The organism is Streptomyces sp. NPDC047841, from assembly GCF_040704085.1.
Lineage (GTDB): Bacteria > Actinomycetota > Actinomycetes > Streptomycetales > Streptomycetaceae > Streptomyces > Streptomyces argyrophylli.
The window spans coordinates 36,059-55,702 of the sequence record NZ_JBEYRP010000028.1; the positions used below are offsets into that span (position 1 = coordinate 36,059).

20 protein-coding genes and 3 CRISPR repeat arrays are annotated in these 19,644 nt (G+C 69.5%); of the genes, 15 read left to right on the top strand and 5 right to left on the bottom strand.

Annotated elements, in window-relative coordinates; genetic code table 11:
- Positions 1 to 940 precede the first annotated feature (940 nt).
- The 4 genes from AB0947_RS34695 (at position 941) to AB0947_RS34710 (ending at position 5,021) form a co-directional block, all read left to right on the top strand.
- Positions 941 to 1,165 carry a hypothetical protein gene (locus AB0947_RS34695; RefSeq protein ID WP_366754355.1) on the top strand — a complete coding sequence of 75 codons (225 nt, stop codon included), beginning with the start codon at positions 941 to 943 and terminating at the stop codon, positions 1,163 to 1,165.
- A gap of 397 nt (positions 1,166 to 1,562) precedes the next feature.
- A CRISPR array of direct repeats spans positions 1,563 to 1,957; the repeat unit is 29 nt; unit sequence GTGCTCCCCGCGCGTGCGGGGATGGTCCC.
- A 146-nt stretch (positions 1,958 to 2,103) separates the two neighbouring features.
- Positions 2,104 to 2,586, top strand: coding sequence for a hypothetical protein (locus tag AB0947_RS34700; protein WP_366754356.1), 483 nt, complete (start codon positions 2,104 to 2,106; stop codon positions 2,584 to 2,586).
- A 482-nt stretch (positions 2,587 to 3,068) separates the two neighbouring features.
- Positions 3,069 to 3,401: direct repeats of the CRISPR family, unit length 28 nt; unit sequence GTGCTCCCCGCGCGTGCGGGGATGGTCC.
- A gap of 1,117 nt (positions 3,402 to 4,518) precedes the next feature.
- Complete coding sequence (locus tag AB0947_RS34705; protein ID WP_030643897.1) at positions 4,519 to 4,779, top strand: type II toxin-antitoxin system Phd/YefM family antitoxin; 261 nt, start codon at positions 4,519 to 4,521, stop codon at positions 4,777 to 4,779.
- Positions 4,776 to 5,021 (top strand): type II toxin-antitoxin system RelE/ParE family toxin, encoded by a 246-nt coding sequence (locus tag AB0947_RS34710; protein WP_366754357.1) that lies wholly within the window; start codon positions 4,776 to 4,778, stop codon positions 5,019 to 5,021. The genes AB0947_RS34705 and AB0947_RS34710 overlap by 4 nt, the downstream gene beginning before the upstream one ends.
- Before the next feature lie 1,490 nt (positions 5,022 to 6,511).
- Positions 6,512 to 7,091: direct repeats of the CRISPR family, unit length 29 nt; unit sequence TGTGCTCCCCGCGCGTGCGGGGATGGTCC.
- A gap of 11 nt (positions 7,092 to 7,102) precedes the next feature.
- Here AB0947_RS34710 and AB0947_RS34715 read toward each other — a convergent pair.
- Positions 7,103 to 8,614: a helix-turn-helix domain-containing protein gene (locus tag AB0947_RS34715; protein ID WP_366754358.1), complete on the bottom strand. Its 1,512-nt coding sequence runs from the start codon at positions 8,612 to 8,614 to the stop codon at positions 7,103 to 7,105.
- A 1,147-nt stretch (positions 8,615 to 9,761) separates the two neighbouring features.
- Between AB0947_RS34715 and AB0947_RS34720 the strand changes: the two genes are divergently transcribed.
- Entirely contained in the window at positions 9,762 to 10,391 is a 630-nt protein-coding gene (locus AB0947_RS34720) for an HAD hydrolase-like protein (protein ID WP_366754359.1), read from the top strand.
- 4 nt (positions 10,392 to 10,395) lie between these two features.
- Positions 10,396 to 11,235 (top strand): DUF1932 domain-containing protein, encoded by an 840-nt coding sequence (locus tag AB0947_RS34725; RefSeq protein WP_366754360.1) that lies wholly within the window; start codon positions 10,396 to 10,398, stop codon positions 11,233 to 11,235.
- Between the two features lie 7 nt (positions 11,236 to 11,242).
- Here the strand turns inward: AB0947_RS34725 and AB0947_RS34730 are convergent, their stop codons facing one another.
- The 4 genes from AB0947_RS34730 to AB0947_RS34745 all read right to left on the bottom strand — a co-directional run bounded on the left by AB0947_RS34730 (position 11,243) and on the right by AB0947_RS34745 (position 14,427).
- A complete protein-coding gene (locus AB0947_RS34730; protein WP_366754361.1) occupies positions 11,243 to 11,809 on the bottom strand; it encodes a guanylate kinase in 567 nt (188 codons plus the stop codon).
- Positions 11,806 to 12,843: an AAA family ATPase gene (locus AB0947_RS34735; protein ID WP_366754362.1), complete on the bottom strand. Its 1,038-nt coding sequence runs from the start codon at positions 12,841 to 12,843 to the stop codon at positions 11,806 to 11,808. The genes AB0947_RS34730 and AB0947_RS34735 overlap by 4 nt, the downstream gene beginning before the upstream one ends.
- Before the next feature lie 270 nt (positions 12,844 to 13,113).
- Positions 13,114 to 13,878: a GntR family transcriptional regulator gene (locus AB0947_RS34740; protein WP_366754363.1), complete on the bottom strand. Its 765-nt coding sequence runs from the start codon at positions 13,876 to 13,878 to the stop codon at positions 13,114 to 13,116.
- A 3-nt stretch (positions 13,879 to 13,881) separates the two neighbouring features.
- Positions 13,882 to 14,427: a UTRA domain-containing protein gene (locus tag AB0947_RS34745; protein ID WP_366754364.1), complete on the bottom strand. Its 546-nt coding sequence runs from the start codon at positions 14,425 to 14,427 to the stop codon at positions 13,882 to 13,884.
- 230 nt (positions 14,428 to 14,657) lie between these two features.
- On the opposite strand from AB0947_RS34745, the gene AB0947_RS34750 reads away from it, so the two are divergent.
- The 9 genes from AB0947_RS34750 to AB0947_RS34790 all read left to right on the top strand — a co-directional run bounded on the left by AB0947_RS34750 (position 14,658) and on the right by AB0947_RS34790 (position 19,540).
- Complete coding sequence (locus tag AB0947_RS34750; RefSeq protein ID WP_366754365.1) at positions 14,658 to 15,050, top strand: hypothetical protein; 393 nt, start codon at positions 14,658 to 14,660, stop codon at positions 15,048 to 15,050.
- 308 nt (positions 15,051 to 15,358) lie between these two features.
- A complete protein-coding gene (locus AB0947_RS34755; protein WP_366754366.1) occupies positions 15,359 to 16,114 on the top strand; it encodes a hypothetical protein in 756 nt (251 codons plus the stop codon).
- Positions 16,115 to 16,349: 235 nt separating this feature from the next.
- Positions 16,350 to 16,604, top strand: coding sequence for a WhiB family transcriptional regulator (locus AB0947_RS34760; protein ID WP_366754367.1), 255 nt, complete (start codon positions 16,350 to 16,352; stop codon positions 16,602 to 16,604).
- A 296-nt stretch (positions 16,605 to 16,900) separates the two neighbouring features.
- Positions 16,901 to 17,188: a hypothetical protein gene (locus AB0947_RS34765; protein ID WP_234339838.1), complete on the top strand. Its 288-nt coding sequence runs from the start codon at positions 16,901 to 16,903 to the stop codon at positions 17,186 to 17,188.
- 157 nt (positions 17,189 to 17,345) lie between these two features.
- Positions 17,346 to 17,681 carry a hypothetical protein gene (locus tag AB0947_RS34770; protein WP_366754368.1) on the top strand — a complete coding sequence of 112 codons (336 nt, stop codon included), beginning with the start codon at positions 17,346 to 17,348 and terminating at the stop codon, positions 17,679 to 17,681.
- Positions 17,682 to 17,920: 239 nt separating this feature from the next.
- On the top strand, positions 17,921 to 18,157 hold the full coding sequence (locus tag AB0947_RS34775; RefSeq protein WP_366754369.1) for a hypothetical protein: 237 nt from the start codon (positions 17,921 to 17,923) through the stop codon (positions 18,155 to 18,157).
- 208 nt (positions 18,158 to 18,365) lie between these two features.
- The gene (locus AB0947_RS34780) at positions 18,366 to 18,557 is read left to right on the top strand and encodes a DUF5999 family protein (RefSeq protein ID WP_366754413.1); all 192 of its coding nucleotides are present in this window, start codon (positions 18,366 to 18,368) and stop codon (positions 18,555 to 18,557) included.
- A gap of 104 nt (positions 18,558 to 18,661) precedes the next feature.
- Positions 18,662 to 18,838 (top strand): hypothetical protein, encoded by a 177-nt coding sequence (locus tag AB0947_RS34785; protein ID WP_158712506.1) that lies wholly within the window; start codon positions 18,662 to 18,664, stop codon positions 18,836 to 18,838.
- Positions 18,839 to 18,958: 120 nt separating this feature from the next.
- Complete coding sequence (locus tag AB0947_RS34790; protein WP_366754370.1) at positions 18,959 to 19,540, top strand: hypothetical protein; 582 nt, start codon at positions 18,959 to 18,961, stop codon at positions 19,538 to 19,540.
- Positions 19,541 to 19,644: the final 104 nt, after the last annotated feature.

Below are 19,644 nucleotides of genomic sequence, written 5' to 3' on the forward strand. Positions count from 1 at the left end.
GCCCGCGTCTCTCGTCGCATTGAGGGATGACGGCATTCCGTCTCGGAAGTGCGCTTTGGGCGCTACACCGGATTCGATGAAAGTCATGGAAGAGGAGTCGATGGCGCGGTAAGAATGCAGGTCAGTGAGTGTGCTCCCCGCGCCTGCGGGGATGGTCCCCCCTCGCTGTCGCTGTTCGGGCCGCGCATGGAGTGCTCCCCGCGCGTGCGGGGATGGTCCCGGCACGCAGACGTCGGCGTCGCAACCGATGCGGTGCTCCCCGCGCGTGCGGGGATGGACCCCCTTCGGAGCCCGCCGGGCGATCATGGAGGCGGTGCTCCCCGCGCCTGCGGGGATGGTCCCAAGGTTTCCGGGCATGCGAGCGCGGCCGACTCGTGCTCCCTGCGCCTGCGGGGCTGATCCCAGGAAGGTCGTCGAACGTGGCGACGAGCAGCCCGTGCTGCCCGCGCCCGCAACGATGGTCCCGAGTTTGGCATGCCGGTTCGCGACGTACTGCTCCCTGCGCCTGTGGGGATGGTCCCTTGTGGGAGACGACCGTGCATGGTGCCGGACGTTGATCCCCGCCCCCGCGGGGATGACGCGAGCAGACGTGCACGGCCGGAGCACGGCAGTGCTCCCTGCATTCGAAGGGATGGCCCCACCTACTGGTGCACCGACACGGCCAGCGAGCTCCTGCTCCCCGCACCCGCGGGGATGGTCTCCACTCGTCGGCGTCGCCGGGCGACCTCCCGAAGCGCTCCCCGCGCCCGCGGGATGGTTCCATCGGGACCGCGGACACTTGGCCGGTCATCCGGTGCTTCCCGGCCCGCGGGCATGCTCCTCGGCGCGGCGTCGCGATCAACTTTGCCCGGATGTGCTCCCCCAGCTCGCGGGGATGTCCTTGAGCCCGGCCTGCGCACACTGCCTACCGCTGGGTCCAACTGGGGGTACGGTGACCGCCATGACGGGCGGGAACAGACAGCGTTGCGATGGGTCGAGTAAGCGGGTACAGCTCACCAGCGGTGACCACTCGGGACCGAAGGACAAGCGGGGCCGGCCGGTCAGGACCATGCAGCCGGATCGACAGCAGAAGAAGGCGGCGGCAGGCAAGCAGTGGAAGGCGCTGTTCGCGCGCCTGGAGGAAGTGAAACTTCGGGATCAAGCACGGCAGCGCCGCCAGGTATGAGTTAGCCAGCATCGCAGCTTTTTAGACGCTATGTCAGATTCGGTGAAAGTCATGGAAGAAGAGCCGACGCGGCGGTACGAGTGCAGGTGAGTGGATGTGCTCCCCGCCGTCCGACGATCACGCTGGCCTTCGCGGTCGTCGTGCTCCCCGCGCGTGCGGGGACGACGGTCCCTCCGGTGGCCGGCCGGTGCTCCTCGGCCCGTGGGGATGGTCCCGGCCGCCAGGCCTTGACGCCTGGGCCGCGTCCGCCCGCGCTCGTGGAAGCTGCCGCTGGGGCCTCGTCGCATTGACGGGTGACCGCAGTCCGTCCCGGAAGCGAGCTTTGAGCTGTATGCCTGATTCGGTGAAAGTCATGGAAGAGGAGTCGCTGGCGCGGTAAGAATGCAGGTCAGTGAGTGTGCTCCCTGCGCGTGCGGGGATGGTCCCCTCTCAGAACGGACAATAGGCCGAAGGCCACCGTGCTCCCCGCGCGTGCGGGGATGGTCCCTGCGCGCGAAGCTGAGCGACAAGGAGCGCGAGGTGCTCCCCGCGCGTGCGGGGATGGTCCCGAGTTCGCCAACTCCCTGGATCCATCCAAGACATGCTCCCCGCGCGTGCGGGGATGGTCCCAAGCTGGGGTGCACGGCTCCTGCGATGCGGGCGTGCTCCCCGCGCGTGCGGGGATGGTCCCGACGAGCGGAAGACCAACGCCGAGCTGAGCGGGTGCTCCCCGCGCCCGCGGGGATGGCCCGACGGTCTACAACCGGGGCATCGTCGGCGTCTGGTGCTTCCGGCGCCCGCGGGATGGACCGCTGTCGAAGAGGGAAACCAGCGGGATCGCAGGATCTTAGGGTCGCCTGGGCGGGAACGCGCTGACGGAGGGTGGGTTATGGCCTGATGAGGCACGCGGGTTCGTCCGCGGTAATGATGAGGTCTCCAATCGGTGGGGGAGGGCCTCGGTGGGTTACGAGTTGCAGGCGGTGATCGCGGGAGATGAGTTGCTGCGTGCCGCGTCACGGGGCGTTTCTGGCGCCCGGGTGGCGCCGCTGCGTCAGGGCCTGTCGCTGATGCCGATGACGGATGAGGTCTTCGACGCCGTCACGGACGGCAGCAGCGCGGGGGCTCTGGGATTTTGGCGGTTGCCAGGGGGCTTCGAGAGGTCGCTCGCCCAATGGTCCGCTGCGGGGCCTGTCGCCTATGTCGAGGCCGAGTACTTCGGTGGCGTCGGCGAGCAACGGGCTGCCGTCTGGGCTGACGGGGCGTTGGCAGTGGGGCCACTGGATGCGCCGGCGAAGAAGTGGTTCTGGCGAGCAGTCAGCCCGATCTCGCAGGCTCTTCGGCAACTCGGCGTGAGGAGCAGCCCGGGCGAGGACGAATTCGAGACCGTGGGACTGGACCGCCATCGAAACAACGACGCCTGGATCTCTTCCAGCACCTCTTGAGTCCGCGCCGGGCGGCGGCGACTTCCCGAATCCCGCGCAGCCTGGCGAATTACTGGACAAACTCGGTCCCGGAATCTTGCGGCGCATGCTGGGCTCCTCTCGGTGCTCTCCGCGACCGCCGGGATCGTCCCACGCCGTGACCCACCGTCGGCAGGCTCCCGCCGTGCTCCCCGCGCCCGCGGGGATGGTCCCGACGCCGGCGTGCCCGTCGTGATCACTGACGTGTGTTCCCCGCGCCCGCAGGGATGGTCCCGCCCTGAGCGACCTGGTCGCCGACGGCCGCCTGTGCTCCCCGCGCCCGCGGGGATGGTCTTAGCCGCCAGCCCTCGTGCCTGGGTCGCGTCCGCCCGCGCCCGTGGAGGCTGCCGCTGCGTCCTCGTCGCATTGGCCGGTTGACGACAGTCTGCCCGGTGAGCCTGTTTTAGGTGATATGCCGGTTGGAAGAGGAGTCGCTGGCGCGGTAAGAATGCAGGTCAGTAAGTGTGCTCCCCGCGCGTGCGGGGATGGTCCCGCTGGTACTGCGCCCACAGCTTCAGATGTTCGGTGCTCCCCGCGCGTGCGGGGATGGTCCCAACTCCACCGGCTCCACCGGCTACCGCAACTCGTGCTCCCCGCGCGTGCGGGGATGGTCCCCGCTCTACCGCATTCGCCACCAGCGTGTGGTAGGTGCTCCCCGCGCGTGCGGGGATGGTCCCGACACGATCGCCCTGTCGAACTCCCTGCCGCCGTGCTCCCCGCCCCGCGGGGATGGTCCCGACTACAAGGACGCCTTGGCCGACGCCAAGTTGTGCTCCCTGCGCCCGCGGGGTGGTACCTCCCGGCCGCCAGGTCTCGACGCCTGGGACGGCCGCGTCCGTGGAGGCTGCCGCTGGGTCCTTGTTGCATTGACGGGTGACGGCAGTCCGCCTCAGCGGCACGCTTTGGGTGGTATGCCGGATTCGGTGAAAGTCATGGAGGAGGAGTCGCTGGCGCGGTAAGAATGCAGGTCAGTGAGTGTGCTCCCCGCGCGTGCGGGGATGGCCCCCCTTCGGGAACTCATCGAAGATCACCGTGATGGTGCTCCCCGCGCGTGCGGGGATGGCCCCGCAGGCTCGCCGTCCTCGATCTTGTGGCGGCCGTGCTCCCCGCGCGTGCGGGGATGGTCCGGCCCGGCACGGCTGGTACAAGGTTCGCCTTGCGTGCTCCCCGCGCCCGCGGGGATGGTCCCCCGTGGACCGCCTACGCCGGCTGGTGCCGCATGTGCTCCCCGCGCCCGCGGGGATGGTCCCCAGCCCCAGCCCGTGGGAAGGCGTTCGTCGTCGTGCTTCCCGCGCCCGCGGGGATGGTCCCACCGAGTGCACCGACCAGGCCGGCTTCTCCACGTGCTCCAAGTGCCCACGAGGGCCGGCGCGGGTCGCCGCTCCACCACATCCACGAGCCGAACGGCTGGCCGTAGCCCTTACAGGTGCGGCTGTCGCCGTGTGCTCACATGGCGTTGGCGGCGACGGCAGCCCGTCTCGAAAGTGCGCTTCGGTTGGTATGCCGGATTCGGTGAAAGTCATGGAAGAGGAGCCGATGGCGCGGTAAGAATGCAGGTCAGTGAGTGTGCTCCCCCGCGCCTGCGGGGATGGTCCCCCGCCCACCGGCGACTCCGACGACTGCCGCGAGTGCTCCCCGCGCCCGCAGGGATGGCGCGTCCGCGAGGATGGTCCTCTGGACCGCAGGGATCGGAAGGCGAAAAGGTGTAGTCACCGTGCTGGCCCGTCGGTAACGGGCGCGGTTGGAGTCGGTGCGGCCGTCCCGCCTGAGTGCCGGGCCCCAGCCTGGAGGTCACCAACCGGAAAGGGGGCCGAGCTGGAATTGGCTTCCGATTCGCCCGCTTTGGTGTGCGGAACGACTTGGAAGGGCGCAACTAGTGGCTGTGGAAGTGCACACTTCCGTAATCTGGTGTGCATGACGGAGACGACGTATTCGATCGTGGAGGCCCGTGCCCGCTTGGGCGCGATCGCGCGCGAGGTCAGTGCCACCCGTGAGCCGGTCGCTATCACCGACCACGGCCAGACTGTGGCGATACTGGTCAGCCCTGCCGATGCCCTGGAGCTGCAGGAGCTGCGGGCGCTGGCCGCCTATCGTGCTCGTCAGGCCCGTGGCGAGGACGCCGGCGTCTCCCACGCTGAGGCATACCGGCGCGTGTTCGGCGGTACGGAGGCGTGAGGTACGAGGTCATCTGGGAGCCCGAGGCACTCGCTCAGGCGGAGCGGTTCGCCAAGGACGACCCCGACGGGTTACGGCAGGTGTTCACCGCCGTCGACCGCCTCGCCGACAATCCCCGACCCGACGGAGCCTTCGGCAGCGCCGACCTGCTCCGCATCCATGTGGCCCGCTACCGCGTGATGTACGAAATCAACGACCGGCAGGTTCGCGTCAGCGTCATCCACCTCGGACGCGTACGCTGACCGGCCCGGTACGGAGAACCGCGCCCCTGTCGAGAGGGCGAGTCGGCGCACTGGCCGGTGACTTTCTGGCTGCACCGCCGCATGGTCCCTCCACCGGCGAACGGCTGGACCCGTACGTGCGGTGCTCTCCCCGCGCGTGCTGCGATGGTCTCCCACCCGGACCCCGAGGTCCGGGACCAGGCCGCCGTGCTTCCCGCGTGCGGGGATGGTCCCACCATGCGCAGCCGGGCCCGATCCGCCGGCGTCGTGCTCCCCGCGCCCGTGGTCCCGCCTCGTTTGTCAGCCGCATGGCCTGCTGAAGGTGCTCCCCGCGCCCGCGGGGATGGTCCCGGGAGTGCGCAGTGAGCGAGTACGGTTTCGACGTGCTCCCCGCGCCCGCAGGGATGGTCCCTCCGTTGAGTCGTCCCCGCTCACCTCTCGCAGGTGCTCCCCACGTTCGCGGGGATGGTCCTGGGCCAGCCCTTGAGGGGTGGGCCGTGCTTCCCGCGCCCGCGGGGATGGTCCCGCGTTCGACAACAGCCACACGGCAGCCTCAGCGTGCTCCCCGCGCGTGCGGGGATGGTCCCGATACGCTGACCTGCAACGATGATTCATGTGTGCTCCCCGCGCGTGCGGGGATGGTCCCCCTGCTCCCCGGCACGAGCGTGAGGCCGACTGGGTGCTCCCCGCGCGTGCGGGGATGGTCCCGATCCACGCGAGCAGCCCGGCCTCCCGCAGCAGTGCTCCCCGCGCCCGCGGGAATGGTCCCGCCGACCGGGCCGCGAAGGGGCTGCCGCCACTGTGCTCCCCGCGCCCGCGGGGATGGTCCCACCGAGTGCACAGACCAGGCCGGCTTCTCCACGTGCTCCAAGTGCCCGCGAGGGCCGGCGCGGGTCGCCGCTCCACCACATCCACGAGCCGAACGGCTGGCCGTGGCCCTTACAGGTGCGGCTGTCGCCGTGTGCTCACATGGCGTTGGCGGCGACGGCAGCCCGTCTCGAAAGTGCGCTTCGGTTGGTATGCCGGATTCGGTGAAAGTCATGGAAGAGGAGCCGATGGCGCGGTAAGAATGCAGGTCAGTGAGTGTGCTCCCCGCAGGCCCGGGGATGGTCCCTGCGGGCGGCGGCCGACAAGGACGTCGTCCGGGTGCTCCCCGCAGGCGCGGGATGGTCCCGCCCTCGCGTTTTTCCTGGGCGTCATGGACGGGTGCTCCCCGCGCCCGCGGGGATGGTCCCGGTACATAGGGCCTAGCTTGTGATGCAGAGTGGTGCTGCGCAGGATCGCCGCCCAGTGCTCCCTGTGCCCGCGGGGGCCGGCGCGGGTCGCCGGTCCACCACATCCGCGAGCCGAACGGCTGGCCGTGGCCCTTACAGGTGCGGCTGTCGCGCGTGGTCACATGGCGTTGGCGGTGACGGCAGCCCGTCTCGAAAGTGCGCTTCGGTTGGTATGTCGGATTCGGTGAAAGTCATGGAAGAGGAGCCGATGGCGCGGTAACAATGCAGGTCAGTGAGTGTGCTCCCCGCGCGTGCGGGGATGGTCCCGCGCCGCTCTCGCTCATGAGGTCGATCTGGATGTGCTCCCCGCGCGTGCGGGGATGGTCCCAGGGCCGCCCCGTACCCGGCGGGGTCGTGCTTGTGCTCCCCGCGCGTGCGGGGATGGTCCCGCGGCCAGCAAGGCCGCGCAGGCAGTGAAGAAGTGCTCCCCGCGCGTGCGGGGATGGTCCACAGGCCGAAGTGCCCCAGCTTCATCGTGTTGTGTGCTCCCCGCGCGTGCGGGGATGGTCCCCTCGCCGTCAGCGTCGACCCGGCAGGGAACGTGTGCTCCCCGCGCCCGCAGGATGGTCCTGCGCTCACCTCCGACCTGCTGGCGCAGCGGATCGCATGGTCCCCGCGCATGCGGGGATGGTCCGCCGACCCGAAGCTGCTGGGCATGGTGTACGTCGTGCTCCCCGTGCGTGCGGGGATGGTCCCTGCGAGGACGACACCCCCGGCCACGTCCACAAGTGCTCCCCGCGCCCGCGGGGATGGTCCCCCCTCCCGCGACGACGCCTGACGAGCCTGCTCGTGCTCCCCGCGCCCGCGGGGAGGGGTCATCTCGGCCTCCTATCGGCGTCCGTACGCCATCAGCGAGCTGCGGGCGCCGCTCGCCAGCTGCAGAGCACGGCGCACCAGATCGGGCCCGTAGAGCTGCTCCGCCGTTTCGCGGCCCATGGCCTCGACCGCCACGGTGATCAGCGAGGTGTCGCCCACCATCAGCCGCTGACGGGCCTCCTCGCGGGCCTGCGCCACCTCCGCGGCCTCGAGGCCGTCTACGCCGGACACCTCCGGCAGGGCCTCTGCGTCGGGCACGGCAGCCTGGGGCTTGGGTCCGAACGCGGCGGCGAACGCCTCGTTGACATGCCGCTGGACGGCTCGGCTGGTCGGGGCTTCCCAGTCGCCCTCGAACCGCTCGGTGCGGGCGCGGACCTGCTGGATACGGTGACGGCGGGCGGCTTCCTGGGCCCCGCGCCACTGCTCGACGGCGTCGGCCCGCTTCTCCGGGGTGTCGAGGATCGTCTCGGCACCGGCCAGCAGCGCGGCGAGCAGGCCGGAGCCCCGGCGGACCTTGGCCGCCTCGCCGCGGAAGTGGAGCCAGGCGCGGACGTCGGTCACGGTCCATCCGGCATCGGCGAGGTTCCGGGCCACCCAGGCGATCCGGGGCACCGAGCAGCCGCGCAGCCAATCCAGCTCCTGAGTGAGCTCACGGGCCAACTGGTGGCGGCGACCCACGCGGTTCAGCCTTCGGTGACCGCCGGCCTTGGCCTTGGACTTCTTCGGGGTGGGGGACTTGCGCTTCCCGCTGGCGAGCTTGCTCTCAGGGGGGAGGGAAGTACCACCTGCAGAAGAAACAGTTGAGGTCCCGACCTGCATTGGGGTGCAACGGACCTCATCAGAAACGGCCGTCACAACCCCCTGCTCAGCAGCCTTCCGGGCACCCTTCGCCGGGGCCTTCGAGGACGCCTTCGGCCGGGGCCGGCGCACCCTCCGGGCCGCCTTCTTCGCCAGCTTCGCCATCAGCTCCCGGCCGGCCTCCGCGATCCCGGACACCGCCCGCGTGTACGCCGGAGCGTCCTCATCCCGCTGCACCGTGCGGATCCCCAGCGCAGCATCGAACTCCGGCGGGATCATCCGCGCGAACTCCGATGCCTGCGCCGCTTCACCGCGCACCCGGGTGCCCTTGACGATGTAGGCGAGCAGCCCGGCCTCCCGCAGCATCGCCAGGTGATACTCCACCGACCGCTCCGACAGCCCGGTGTGACGCACCAGGTACTCGATCCCCGGACGACACGGGAACAGCGCCGCCAGCTCCTGGGCCACGCGCACGGTCGTCGCACCGAAGCTGCGCGGGCCGTGCGACCGGTGCCGCCGCGGCTGGTACAGCCCAGAGCCGGCCACCCAGTGGACCGCCTGCATCCACGAGTAGCCATCGCCCGCGATCCGGCCCGCAGACGTCGACAGCCACTGCCGCACCTCCGGCACGAACAGCCCAGGAAGCACGTCGACCACGTCAGCGCCGTCAACCGAACGGCGCGGGGCGGGAACCATCACAGCGGCCGGCACCGCCACCGAGCTCACCGGACCGTCCGAACGAACGTCAGCAAGTGATCCATCTGGCGACCGTGGATCAGATCACCCGTGGACAGATTCCAGCGAGCGCCGATGGTGCTGTGGACAACCAAGGGCAGGACTCGCACGAGGGGGCGTCCCGCCACGCGAAACGCGCAAGAGTCCTGCCGCAGGGCTGAACTTATCGGGCATATCGGGCTGTGAAATCGGTCAAGGCGGGATTTCACAGACCGCCAAATGGGGATGAAACAGGCGTATGTGGGCTGGCGAAAGCCCAAGCGGTCATGCAGAATGACACCGCTCCCTTCGCGCAGGAGTGGGCACAACGAAGCCCCAACTCGGGTGCTTCGGGTTCTGGGGAGAACCGAGATCGAACCGCTCGCAGCCGGCGGCAACCGGGGCGGGCAGCTCCTCCAGGAGGCGGCAACCTCTTGGAGGGAAGATGGGCTCAGGTCCTGGTGACGGCAATCACCGGAGACCGAGGCCCGGGGCGGCCTGAAGTCCTGCGATGCAGGCGCCGCCCCCGGCAGACCTACGTCATGGCCGCCCCCTCAGTGAAAGGGGTGCGGAACGTCTCAGACAGCACGAACACCCCGCCGAAGGACCAGCTCGCGCTCACGCGCTGCTGGCACCACGGCGGGGTGCTGTGTGACTGGGGCAGGGTACGGGTACCCTGATGCATGTCGATCACCTTGACTCTGCTGAAGGGGTGGTCGGCTGGCCGCAGGACTCCTTCCACAAAGTCCTTCGGCCCGCCCCCTCGACTTGCTGAAGGTCGTGGGGGCCATTTTCTGTTGATCAAGCTCGAAGACACGATACTCCCCCGCATCGGGGTTTCGGACCCCAGGGTCTTACGTGTCGCAACAGCCGCCATTTGCTCTCGAGTCTTCAACTGTGCTGCTGCCTGCATTAAGTGAAAGCGGCTCAGGCGCGCACGAACATCCTGGCCTGCTGAGGTTCCCAAGATCCCAGCCAATTCTGACCACGAAAGGAGACGGGGGGCTTTGCGCAGCAATTTCCGCCGCCCAGCCTGACGGGAAGGAAGCCGAACGCTCGTCCCGCCAGACGGGAGGAATGCGAGGATCAACCCGACGGACAGCGGCGAGCACGAGACGGTATCGCTGCCTGTCAGCCCTGCCAGATAGGCTCGTTGACCGTGGCCCGACTCGCCCTCTTCGACCTCGACAACACCCTCATCGACCGGAATACCGCCATCAGCGACGCCGTCGTAGCCCTGTGCCTCGCACACGGCTGCGACATCACCATCGAGCAGCGGCTGCGCAGCGAGTTGACCGACCGCGCGTACCCAGGTGACTTCGTCCGGCTGCGTGCTGCTTTCGGTCTGCGGGAAGCCGCTGAGAAGCTGTGGCAGGAGTACGTCGACCTGATGGCGGCCGCCGTCACCTGTAGCCCGGAGGTCCACACCGGCCTGGTGCACTTGCGCGAAGGCGGCTGGACCATCGGCATCGTCACCAACGGAGCCTCGGACATTCAGCGCGCCAAGCTCACCGCGGCCGCCCTGGCCGATCTGGTCGACGGCGTCGCCGTGTCGGGCGACCTGGAGATTCTGTTCGCGCTCGCGGCCACCCGCTGCGGGACGAATCTCGACGGCGGTGGCTGGATGACGGGCGACAACCCGGGCGGGGACATCGGCGGCGGACGCGAGGCTGGCCTGCGCATCATCTGGGTTCGCGGACGCTCCTGGCCTGACGGCCTCCCACCTGCGGACCATGCCGTCGATGAGGTCACCGACGCCATCAACTTCCTGCTCACCGAGACGGAGTAGCACCGTGGACAAGCCGACCGTCGGCATCCTCCACCCCGGAAGCATGGGCGCCGCTGTCGCAGCCTGCACCGCGAGGAACGCGGACGCGGTCCTGTGGTGTTCGCATGGCCGCAGCCCCGCGTCGGCGGCGCGCGCCGAGCAGGCCGGGCTGACCCCAGTTTCCACGCTCCGGGAGCTGCTGGACCATAGCGGCATCGTCATCAGCCTCTGCCCGCCGGCCGCCGCCGAGGACTTGGCCCGTGAAGTCGCCGGGCACACCTTCGTCGGGGTGTATGTGGAGGGGAACGCCATTAGCCCGGAGAGAGCGGAGCGGATCGCCGGTCTGCTCGGGCCGGCTGCAGCCGTTGTAGACGGTGCCGTGGTCGGCTCCCCACCCGTACGCGGCAAGACGCCCACGTTGTATCTGTCCGGGCCGACTACGGCGACCACCATGGTGGAAGCGGTTTTCGCCGGTACGGCGGTCCATACGAAAGTGCTCGGTACGGAGGTGGGGCAGGCATCCGCACTCAAGGTGTCGTACACCGCCTTCCAGAAGGCGTCGCGTGTGCTTGCGGCGCTCGCGACCGGGATGGCCCGCCAGTACGACGTCGACCAAGAGCTCCTCGAGGTGGCCGCCCGGCGCAGCACCTCGTACCTGGCAGAGCCCGAGTACATCCCCAAGGTGGCGGCGCGAGCCTGGCGCTGGGGCCCGGAGCTTGAAGAAGCCGCCGACACGCTCGCCGCCGCCGGCCTTCCGCCGGAGATGCTGAGCGCGGCCGCGTCCACGCTGGCACGCTGGCACGACGCTAAGGACGACAGCGAAATCAGTGTCGCTGACGCCTTGGAGCAGCTCACCCTGCCGTAACCCGCGCTCATGCTCGCGCCGCTCCCGCCCGCCGGACCAGCTGGTCGATGAGCCGCGCCGACTCCTCTGGCGAGGTCTGTGCCGTGTCCACAGTCAGGTCCCAGACCATGCCCGGGTGCGCGTCCAGGTCCTCTCGGGTCGCGTCCCACGCCGCCAGCCGAGCCGTCGTGTCGGCGTCACCCCGGTCCTCGGACCGCCGTGCGGTCACCTCGCGCGGGCACCACAGCAGCACCACTGCCCAGTTGGCCGGATAGCCACCGACCAGGGCGCGGATGCCGTCGACCTGCCCGAGGTGCACCACCGGCACCCCAGCCGCGAACGCCGAGTCGAGGCCGGGCCGGTCGATGATGTAGGTGTTGCCGTACCGGCTGTTTGCGTAGACGACGTCGCCCGCGGCCTTCAAGTTGACCAACTGCTCAGCCGTGCCCATCCGGTAGCCGACGGACCTGCCCGAGCCGACCTTGAGCCGCGCGAAGTGTCCGTACCGCTCGTCGAACTGGGCGAGCGCCGCGGTCACGGTGTCCTTGCCTGCCGCGGGCGGGCCGTAGAGGACAACTCCCTTCTGCTGACTCACCCGTACATCGCCCCCATCGCCTGCCGGGCCTGGTCCGCGAGCGAGACTGCAGCCCCGAGCCGGTTGTCGACGACTAGGTGCGGCACCGCAGGCCGCAGGTCCAGGTCGATCGTCGCCATGTACTCATCCCACCGCTGCAGCTTCCAGGCGTCCCGTGCCGCACCCCGGAAGCCGATGTACTCGCGCATCGACTCCTCATCACAGCGAACCCAGACCGGATAGACATCGACGCCCATGGACGCCGCGCGGTTGGTCAGGCGCTGCATCCACGCCTGGTCCGTCATCTCCGCGATGAACGGCGCCGTGAGTACCGTGCTGATCCCGCACCTGATGTTGGCCATAGCGGACTGCATCAGGCAGTCGTACTCCACAGGCCGGACCTGAGTCCGATACAGGTCGGTGTGCCGGTCGTTCGAGTCACCACCGAGCGCGACCAGCAGCTTCTCCACCAGCGGGCGGGTCAGCGGGTCCTTGTCGAGCAGTGGCCAGCCGGTGAGCTGAACGAAGAACCTCGCCAGCTCGGTTTTCCCACTGCCCGCGTATCCGCCGACCAGGATCAGGACTGGCCGGTGCGGGTCACCGCCGGTGTGTCGGCGTTTCCACGCGTCAATGATCCGCTGCTGCAGCCCGAAGTGATCGGCGTCGTCACTGCCGGGCGCGATGCGGTGGACTGCACGCTCGACTGCCAGTACGTGCGCGCCGTTGAGACGATCGTCCATCGGCGTGAGCGTGAAGGAGGTTTCCTCCCCCGGCAGAGCAGCGCGGAACCCGAGGTCCGGCTCCGTTGCCCTGTAGAGGAGACAGTAGGCGCGACGGTAGTGCGGGCCGGGGTAGACCTCCCCCTGCTCGTGCTGCCACAAGGTCTGGGGATTCGCGGCGGGGATGCCCTTCAGCTTGGCCTGCTCGGCAACTTCACGGAGGCGCTCGCCGGCCTTTTCCAAAGTCAGCCCGTGAGCCTCGCGCTGCTCACGCAGCCGGTCCGGCCGCCACCCTGCCCGGTGCTTTCCCACCCTGTTCCCCTCCGTCTTCGTCATGGTCGCGAGCCTAAAGCGCAGCCCCGAAAACCCATGTGTACGCAGATGTTGAAAACCCGTGCACGCGTGTGCGCACGGGCTTCGACAAGTCGCTGTGATGTTCCGTTCTCGCTGGGACGAGTGTGATGGCCCCCATAAACCGACGCGTTGAGGGGGCACAGCATGGTGGAACGATCGAGCGCCACGTCAGACTACTACCTTAAGTCGACCACCCTTAAGGTTTCGGGCGAAGCCTCTCGATCTGATGGGCAAGCCCGGGTGGGACTGCCCTCAGGGAACCTTGACGGCGTATCGCATTCGGTACCGGTGAGCGGCCTTGGTCAGCAGGGAGACTTCGATCGGACGCTCGCTGTTCGAGTACACAACGCGGAACGTCATCATCACCGGCATGTCCTTCGGCAGCTCAAGGGCGACCACCTCTTCCTCGGTGGGGATTTCCGAGGAGACCTCGTCGACAAAGGCGACAGGCGGGTAGCCGAGACCGGCGAGCAGGGTTGGGGTCCCACCCTTGATCTTCCGGCGCTCCATAATGGCCGTCCCCTCCGCCAGCTCAAGCGGGTAGTACGACCGTGTCAGCTCCGTGGGCTCGTCGTCCAGGAACAGGATCTGCTTGCGGAGCAAGGCCTGGCCGTCGTTGCCGAGGCCGAGGGCCTGGCGCACCTCGTAGGGTGGCGTGACGGTCTCAACTTCCAGCAATGTCACGGAGCCCCGCTGGGAGCGCTTCTCCGCCTCACTGATCCAGCTGTACGTCTGCCCCTCGCCCGCCGGAGTCATGTAGACCTCGGGCGCAATGGAGCGCTGGGTGCCCCCCTGCACGAAGACGCCCTTGCCGGGCTGACCGACCAGGAGCTGCTCCTCTTTGAGCATCTGGAGCGCCTTCTGCACCGTGGTGCCGGCGACGCCGTACTCCTCCATCAGGGCTGGCGTCGAAGGCAACTGATCTCCAGGCCGAAGGTCCCCCCGCGTGATCTGCCGCCGAAGTCTTGCCGCGATCTTCTGGTGAGCCGACCTCGGGTCTGTGAACGACCTCGCCATCTCTCAGCTCGCCTCCTTCCTCTGTCGGTAGCGGAGGTGCCGCGTCATCGTCATGACGCTCACCTCCATGGGCTCTCCAGTGGTGGACCTGGTGAACCGCGTCAAGATCAGGACAGGCGAACCCGGTCGCAGGCCCAGCGCGTCGCAGTGGCTGGGGGAAGCGATTTCGGCAGAGACATCTTCGAGCGGGCTGTCTTCCGGGATGAAGCCCATGGCCGCCAGCAGTGTGACGGCACCGCCCCGGATCTTTCCGGCCTCAGCGAGCCGCGTACCGCGCGCAACGCGCGCCGGGTAGTAGGAATCGGCGAGCTCGACCGGTTTGCCGTCAAGCAAGATCAGTCGGCGGCGGACCACCGCCTTCTCCTCTGGGTCCATCTCGAAGAAGTTGCGCACGACGCTCGGAGGATCAACCTCCTCCACTGCGAGCAACCGCTGGGTGCCGCGGTGTCCACGTATAGCAGCCTCCGAACTCCAGGCGTCACGTTCCCCCTTCCGACGTGGCGTGAGGTACGGCTGGGCGTCCCCAATCCACGCATCATCGCTGCTCACGCTCATCCCTCTCAGCCAGCCGATCTGTGCCAGAACCTTAATGCTCTGCGACTTGACCCAGCATGGCGCGCCCTCATCCTTGCTACCTTAAGGCGTATGGCCTTATGGTCTCATGCAGGCCAGCCTGGAAGGGCCAGGCCGCCGGGAGACGCTCGTTCCGCCTGCCTTAGTGCAGTTGAACGGCGGTGTCCCGCCCCACGGCGGACCTCTACCGAAAGGAGCTCCACCCCATGAACGTCACCGATCACCCCACCACCGAGGACTTCGACGCGGAAACGCTCGCGCTCCTGGATGCGGTAGAGGTGCCGCTCCCCGAGTTCACCGCCCTGGACCTGGACGTGGCGTTCGGTACACCGCTAGAGATGTACGAGCCCGTTGGCGCTCGGCGCGAGATGCGCGCCTACGCCGCCGCCATCGTGGTCGCCCCGGGCCAGAGCTACCAGCTGTCACCCAGCCACGGCGCCGAGATCCGGGCCCGCGTGGACGCGGCCCGCGACATCCTCGCGGATGACCCGACCATCACCGCCCGGGTCCGTGAGCGCCTCGTCGACGTGCTCCTGCCTTACGCCGCGCAGCTGCGCATAGCGCTGCAGGACGCCGTGGGTTTTCCGATCGCGGCCTGATCCCACCGCCGGGGGGTCCACATGGACCCGGCTCCCCCACCCGGAACCGCCCGATGAGCGGCGCCGGATGAGGGAGCCGGATCGAACGGTCCCCTTACAAGCACCACCGCAGGAAGTCGTCCGCCCGTCGGGGCGGCCGGGGTCGAGAGCTCCACCAAACTCCTCCGGGCCTGACCGCGCGACTACTGCGCGCACGTCACAGCGCTGTGCGCTGTCTGTCCTGCGGGACGCCGGCCTCGCCGTGCGGCCCGGAGGGCGGAGAGAGCACCGCGACCCGCGCGCCGCCACTCCGTCCGTGAGGAGTCCAGATGTCTGCTTCGCCCCTTGAGCGCACCGCCCGTCCTCGCCGGAGCCGGACCCGCTCCCGCAACGTCAACGGCCGCCCGGCTCTCGCCGTCTCCACCCTTCGGCCCCACCAGTACGACCTGCGCCCCGCCTGCGCGTCGCTGGTCTGCCCCGACTGCAAGACGTGGGTGCCGATCACCGGCATCCAGGCCAAGCGGCAGAAGTTAGTCCCGCACGACACGGGCCGCGCGGGGAAGGACGCGGCGGTCCGCTGCCAAGGCAGCAATCGCCTGGTCAGCGTCGACGTCGCCTTCGAGGTGTGGCAGAAGCGCCTGGAGGACGGCGGCGCTGAGACCGCCGCCCGCCGTCGGACCACCGTGAGGCGCAAGCCGAAAGTCGCGGTCACGCCAGCCGTTGCTCGCATGGTAGTCCAGGACCTGGACACCAAGGGCGCGCTCCGGCTGTACCGGGCTCACGCCGAGCAGTGCGGGGTGTGTCAGGAGTCCGGCCACGCCCACTGTCCTGAGGGCAGCCCGCTCGCCCGCCTCTACCTCTACAAGCTGCGCAACGCGCCCGTCGCCGCTGCAGCTCGGAAGGAAGAGGAGGAACCGGGCGACGGCCGGACCCCGGGGCTTCTGCGCAAGAAGCAGTGGGCGTCGACCGAGTCAGCGGTCCGCGAAGCCGACACCCGGCGCGCGCAGCTGCCCGGTGGTGACGCGCCGCTGGGCGCGCCGCCGGTGCCGCTGAAGACGCTCCACCCCAAGCGTCCCGCGCGCTGACCCGTTCCTGGACGAACGACCACGGCCCCGGCCACCCTGCACAAGGGGCGGCCGGGGCCGTGGCTGCTCGTACGAGAGCCAACACGACGAGCGCCCCGGTGACTTGAGACCCGCCGGGGCTGTCCAGGACCCGCTTGGAGGACCTGATGCACACCAGCATCGCACAGCACCCCGCCGACTCCGACCCGGACATGGACGAGGCCCTGCGCCGCGTTCGGCAGGGGAAGTGAGTGGCATGGACTGGCGCCACAACGCGGTCTGCCGCGACGAGGACCCGGACCTGTTCTTCCCGATCGGGGACACCGGCCCGGCCCTGCTCCAGATTCGGGAAGCCAAAGCCGTCTGCGCCCGCTGCCCGGTCATCGAGCGGTGCCTGCAGTGGGCGCTTGAATCCGGCCAGGACTTCGGTGTCTGGGGCGGTCTGAGTGAGGCGGAGCGGCGCTCGCTCAAGCGCCGTGCCGCCCGCAATCGTGCCCGGACCACAGAGTGAGGCGATGACGGACGCCGACCAGGCTTTCGGCTCCCGTTGACATCGCTGCGCCCCAGCACCGGCGCGCTGATGCACCCCTACGCAGGTCCAGATGCGGCCACCTTGCACCCGGCATCGCTACCTGTGCCGCGTCCCTCGCAGCCTGCGCTGCCCGCATCGACCGAGCCCCCGGGCTCGATGGAGTGCGCAGGATCAGAGCGCAACTGCCCCGCCATGGGGCCCGCACGCGACGAACCCCCAGGGATGCGCCCCTGGGGGTTCTTTTCGCGGTCATCCCACCAGAGAGGACAGACCACATGCCCAGCATTGCATCCCGCCAGATCCGCCCGAGCGTCGAGGACGAGATCGGCCCCCGCCGGCCGGGGGCCATCTACCAGAACGTGGACGGCCGGTTCGAGGTCCTGGCGCTCGTCATCAACCCGGCAGACGCCGCGCAGCTGCTGCGCCGGACCGCTGCCCGGTGGGCGCTCATCGTCCGCGACACCCTCCGCCCCGAAGCCCAGCCTTTCGCTGTCGGCACGGTATGGACGGACAGCGACTACCTGATCCGCCCCGCCAAGCCCGCCCTCGCGGCCGTCGCCTGACGGCCAGCCACGGTCCGCCTCCCGCCCACCAGAGCACCAAGGGCGGGAGACGGGTCGTGGCCGGCCGTCCGGCCAGCCAAAAGGTGACGGCCCCGGAGCTCTGACCTTCCGGGGCCGTCTGTGATCAAGAAAGCGAGACTCTCTCTTGAACACGACGATGATCACACGCCCGGTCACCCGGGCACCACAGGTCGGTGACGACAGGTTCGCCCGGGTCCTGGACGCGGTCAACTCCCACCGCGCACCTCGCTCGGACCGCCGGACGTGCGCCGTCGAGCCCGGTTCCGCCCTTGGTGCCCACCTCATGGCGGTCGTCCGCGCGCAGGACGCTGCGATTCCGGCCGGCCGGCGCGCGCCGCGCACGGTCGCCGAGATGCGGGCCCGGCTCACCGCGCTGACCGAGGACGAGCAGGACGCGTGCGGGCTGTGCGGCTACTGGCAGTGCCGTTGCTCCCAAGGACGCGTCCAGACAGCCGGAACGGCAGTCGCCTGATGCGCACCTGCCTGACCATGTGCACCAGGTCCTTGCGGCACTTGTGGCAGTGCGCCGTGTGCGGCCTGTGGTCCGACACCCAGGAGTGCCAGCACTGCTGAATCCCATAGACGCGGCTCGGGCGGCGCAGCAACGCGCCGCACGAGCCGCATCCACTGTCGGTCCCGTGCATCCCTTGGCACGTCTGCTGCTGGCGGCCGCCGCTTTGGCGGCTGCCACGGCGTGGGAGGCCGGGCACCGTGTCACCGACCTTCACCCTGCCCGCCGGCATCACCACGAGAGACAGGCCCGTGCCTGACGACCTGTACCAGCGCTACCAGGCAGCTCACCGTGCCTATCAGATACACGTCGCATCCTGCGACGGCTGCACCCGCGACACCCCCAACTGTCCGGCCGGAAGGCGGCTGTTCGAGTCGTTTGCCCGGCTCCAGGACGCCTACCTCGCCAAGCAGAAGCAGAAGCAGAAGCGAGGCTGACCGCACCACGGGACGGAGAGCGAACCTCCCTCCCGTACCGCGCTGATCGACCAGGCCGACCACCCGCCGTACGGGCGGTCGGCCTCTCCCATACCTCAGCCCGGGGACGCCTCGGGCCTGCCGTTCTTCACCAGGAGAGCCCATGCGCCACAGCAGCCAGCTCGACACCGCCACGACCGCCTCCGGCACCGCCCGGCTACCGGAAGCCTTGTGCACGCACACGCCGACGTGCCCGACCGCCGAGAGCCCGGACCGGGAGGCCGCGCACACGGTGGCCGCCTACCCGGAGCAGGGCTGGAGCCTGCTGTGCAACGGCGTCCTGCTCTTCGAGGACACCGGCGAGCTGCTCCCCGACGGCCGGGTCATCGCCCCGCACCGTCCCCTCGCGGCCGCGGCCTGACGGCTGCCTGATCCGCCCGCACCAGCCCGCCGGTCTTTCCGGCGGGTCGGGTCGGGCGGTGACGGGGAGCCGGACAGTCCGGACCATGACCGAAAGGACGGGTCATGCGAGGAACGCGTATCACGCTCACCACCGACGTCGAGGCGCTCGGCACCCGGCACCACACCGGGGATCAGGGCACCGTCGAAGAGGTCCACGTCGACGGCGACCTCACGGTCCGTATGGACGACGGCCGCCGCACCTTCCTGGGCAGCGAGGAATGGGTCAGCGCCTCGCAGTGAGCCCGGCTGGCGGTTGCCTGATCCGCCCGCACCGACCCGCCGAGTCTTCCGGCGGGCCGGGTCGGGCGGTGACGGGGAGCCGGACAGACCGGACCCAACGAACCCCGAGATGAGGCTTACATGCCCGAGACGACGACCGCCCCCGCTGCTGCGGTGTTCTCCGACGTGACGCTGAGCAAGGCGGCCGAACTCGCCGCTGACTCCTACCTGCCGCTGTGGATCGGCCCGTCCGGTGAGGAGTCCTGCGGCGAGGCCGTGGCCCGCCATCTGGAGGCCACCATCGCCCTGCTCGAACAGGACGGCTGGATCCGCGTCTATGACTACAGCCGGGACTGGTCGACCGGCGGCGTGGACGTCGCCGCCGACGACTCCATGACGGTCAAGGACATGCTCCGCGCGCTGTTGCGCTTCGTCCACGACGAGAGCGAGAGCGGCACCGGTCCACAGCGGACGATGGCCACCGCCCTGCGTCACGTCGGCGAGGACGGCGGACACGGCGACACGGACACCGCGTTCGTAGCGGGCTGCGTCCTGGACCGGGTGATCCAGGCGCACACCGGGTCCGAATCCGCCCGCGCCACGCCCTGGTCGGAGCGCCAGCACCGCACCCACGCGGACGTCACCGCGCTGCTGACCGCCGGCGCCCGGTTCGCCCGCACCTACGGCCCCGGCACCGTCGGCTTCGAGGAGCAGGCGGCCTAACCCGCCTCCAGCACGCATTGGGACGGCCGACCACACCGTGGAGGCCGTCCCGTCAGCTCCACCTCTGTGAGACAGCGCCGCCCACCCGGGGCGGCACCCGATCT

Bases quoted from the DNA above. Each gene is read 5' to 3' on its own strand.
- AB0947_RS34695 (WP_366754355.1), top strand. From the start codon at position 941: ATGACGGGCGGGAACAGACAGCGTTGCGATGGGTCGAGTAAGCGGGTA.
- AB0947_RS34705 (WP_030643897.1), top strand. From the start codon at position 4,519: ATGACGGAGACGACGTATTCGATCGTGGAGGCCCGTGCCCGCTTGGGC.
- AB0947_RS34735 (WP_366754362.1), bottom strand. From the start codon at position 12,843: ATGACGAAGACGGAGGGGAACAGGGTGGGAAAGCACCGGGCAGGGTGG.
- AB0947_RS34740 (WP_366754363.1), bottom strand. From the start codon at position 13,878: ATGGCGAGGTCGTTCACAGACCCGAGGTCGGCTCACCAGAAGATCGCG.
- AB0947_RS34750 (WP_366754365.1), top strand. From the start codon at position 14,658: ATGAACGTCACCGATCACCCCACCACCGAGGACTTCGACGCGGAAACG.
- AB0947_RS34755 (WP_366754366.1), top strand. From the start codon at position 15,359: ATGTCTGCTTCGCCCCTTGAGCGCACCGCCCGTCCTCGCCGGAGCCGG.
- AB0947_RS34760 (WP_366754367.1), top strand. From the start codon at position 16,350: ATGGACTGGCGCCACAACGCGGTCTGCCGCGACGAGGACCCGGACCTG.
- AB0947_RS34765 (WP_234339838.1), top strand. From the start codon at position 16,901: ATGCCCAGCATTGCATCCCGCCAGATCCGCCCGAGCGTCGAGGACGAG.
- AB0947_RS34770 (WP_366754368.1), top strand. From the start codon at position 17,346: ATGATCACACGCCCGGTCACCCGGGCACCACAGGTCGGTGACGACAGG.
- AB0947_RS34785 (WP_158712506.1), top strand. From the start codon at position 18,662: ATGCGAGGAACGCGTATCACGCTCACCACCGACGTCGAGGCGCTCGGC.
- AB0947_RS34790 (WP_366754370.1), top strand. From the start codon at position 18,959: ATGCCCGAGACGACGACCGCCCCCGCTGCTGCGGTGTTCTCCGACGTG.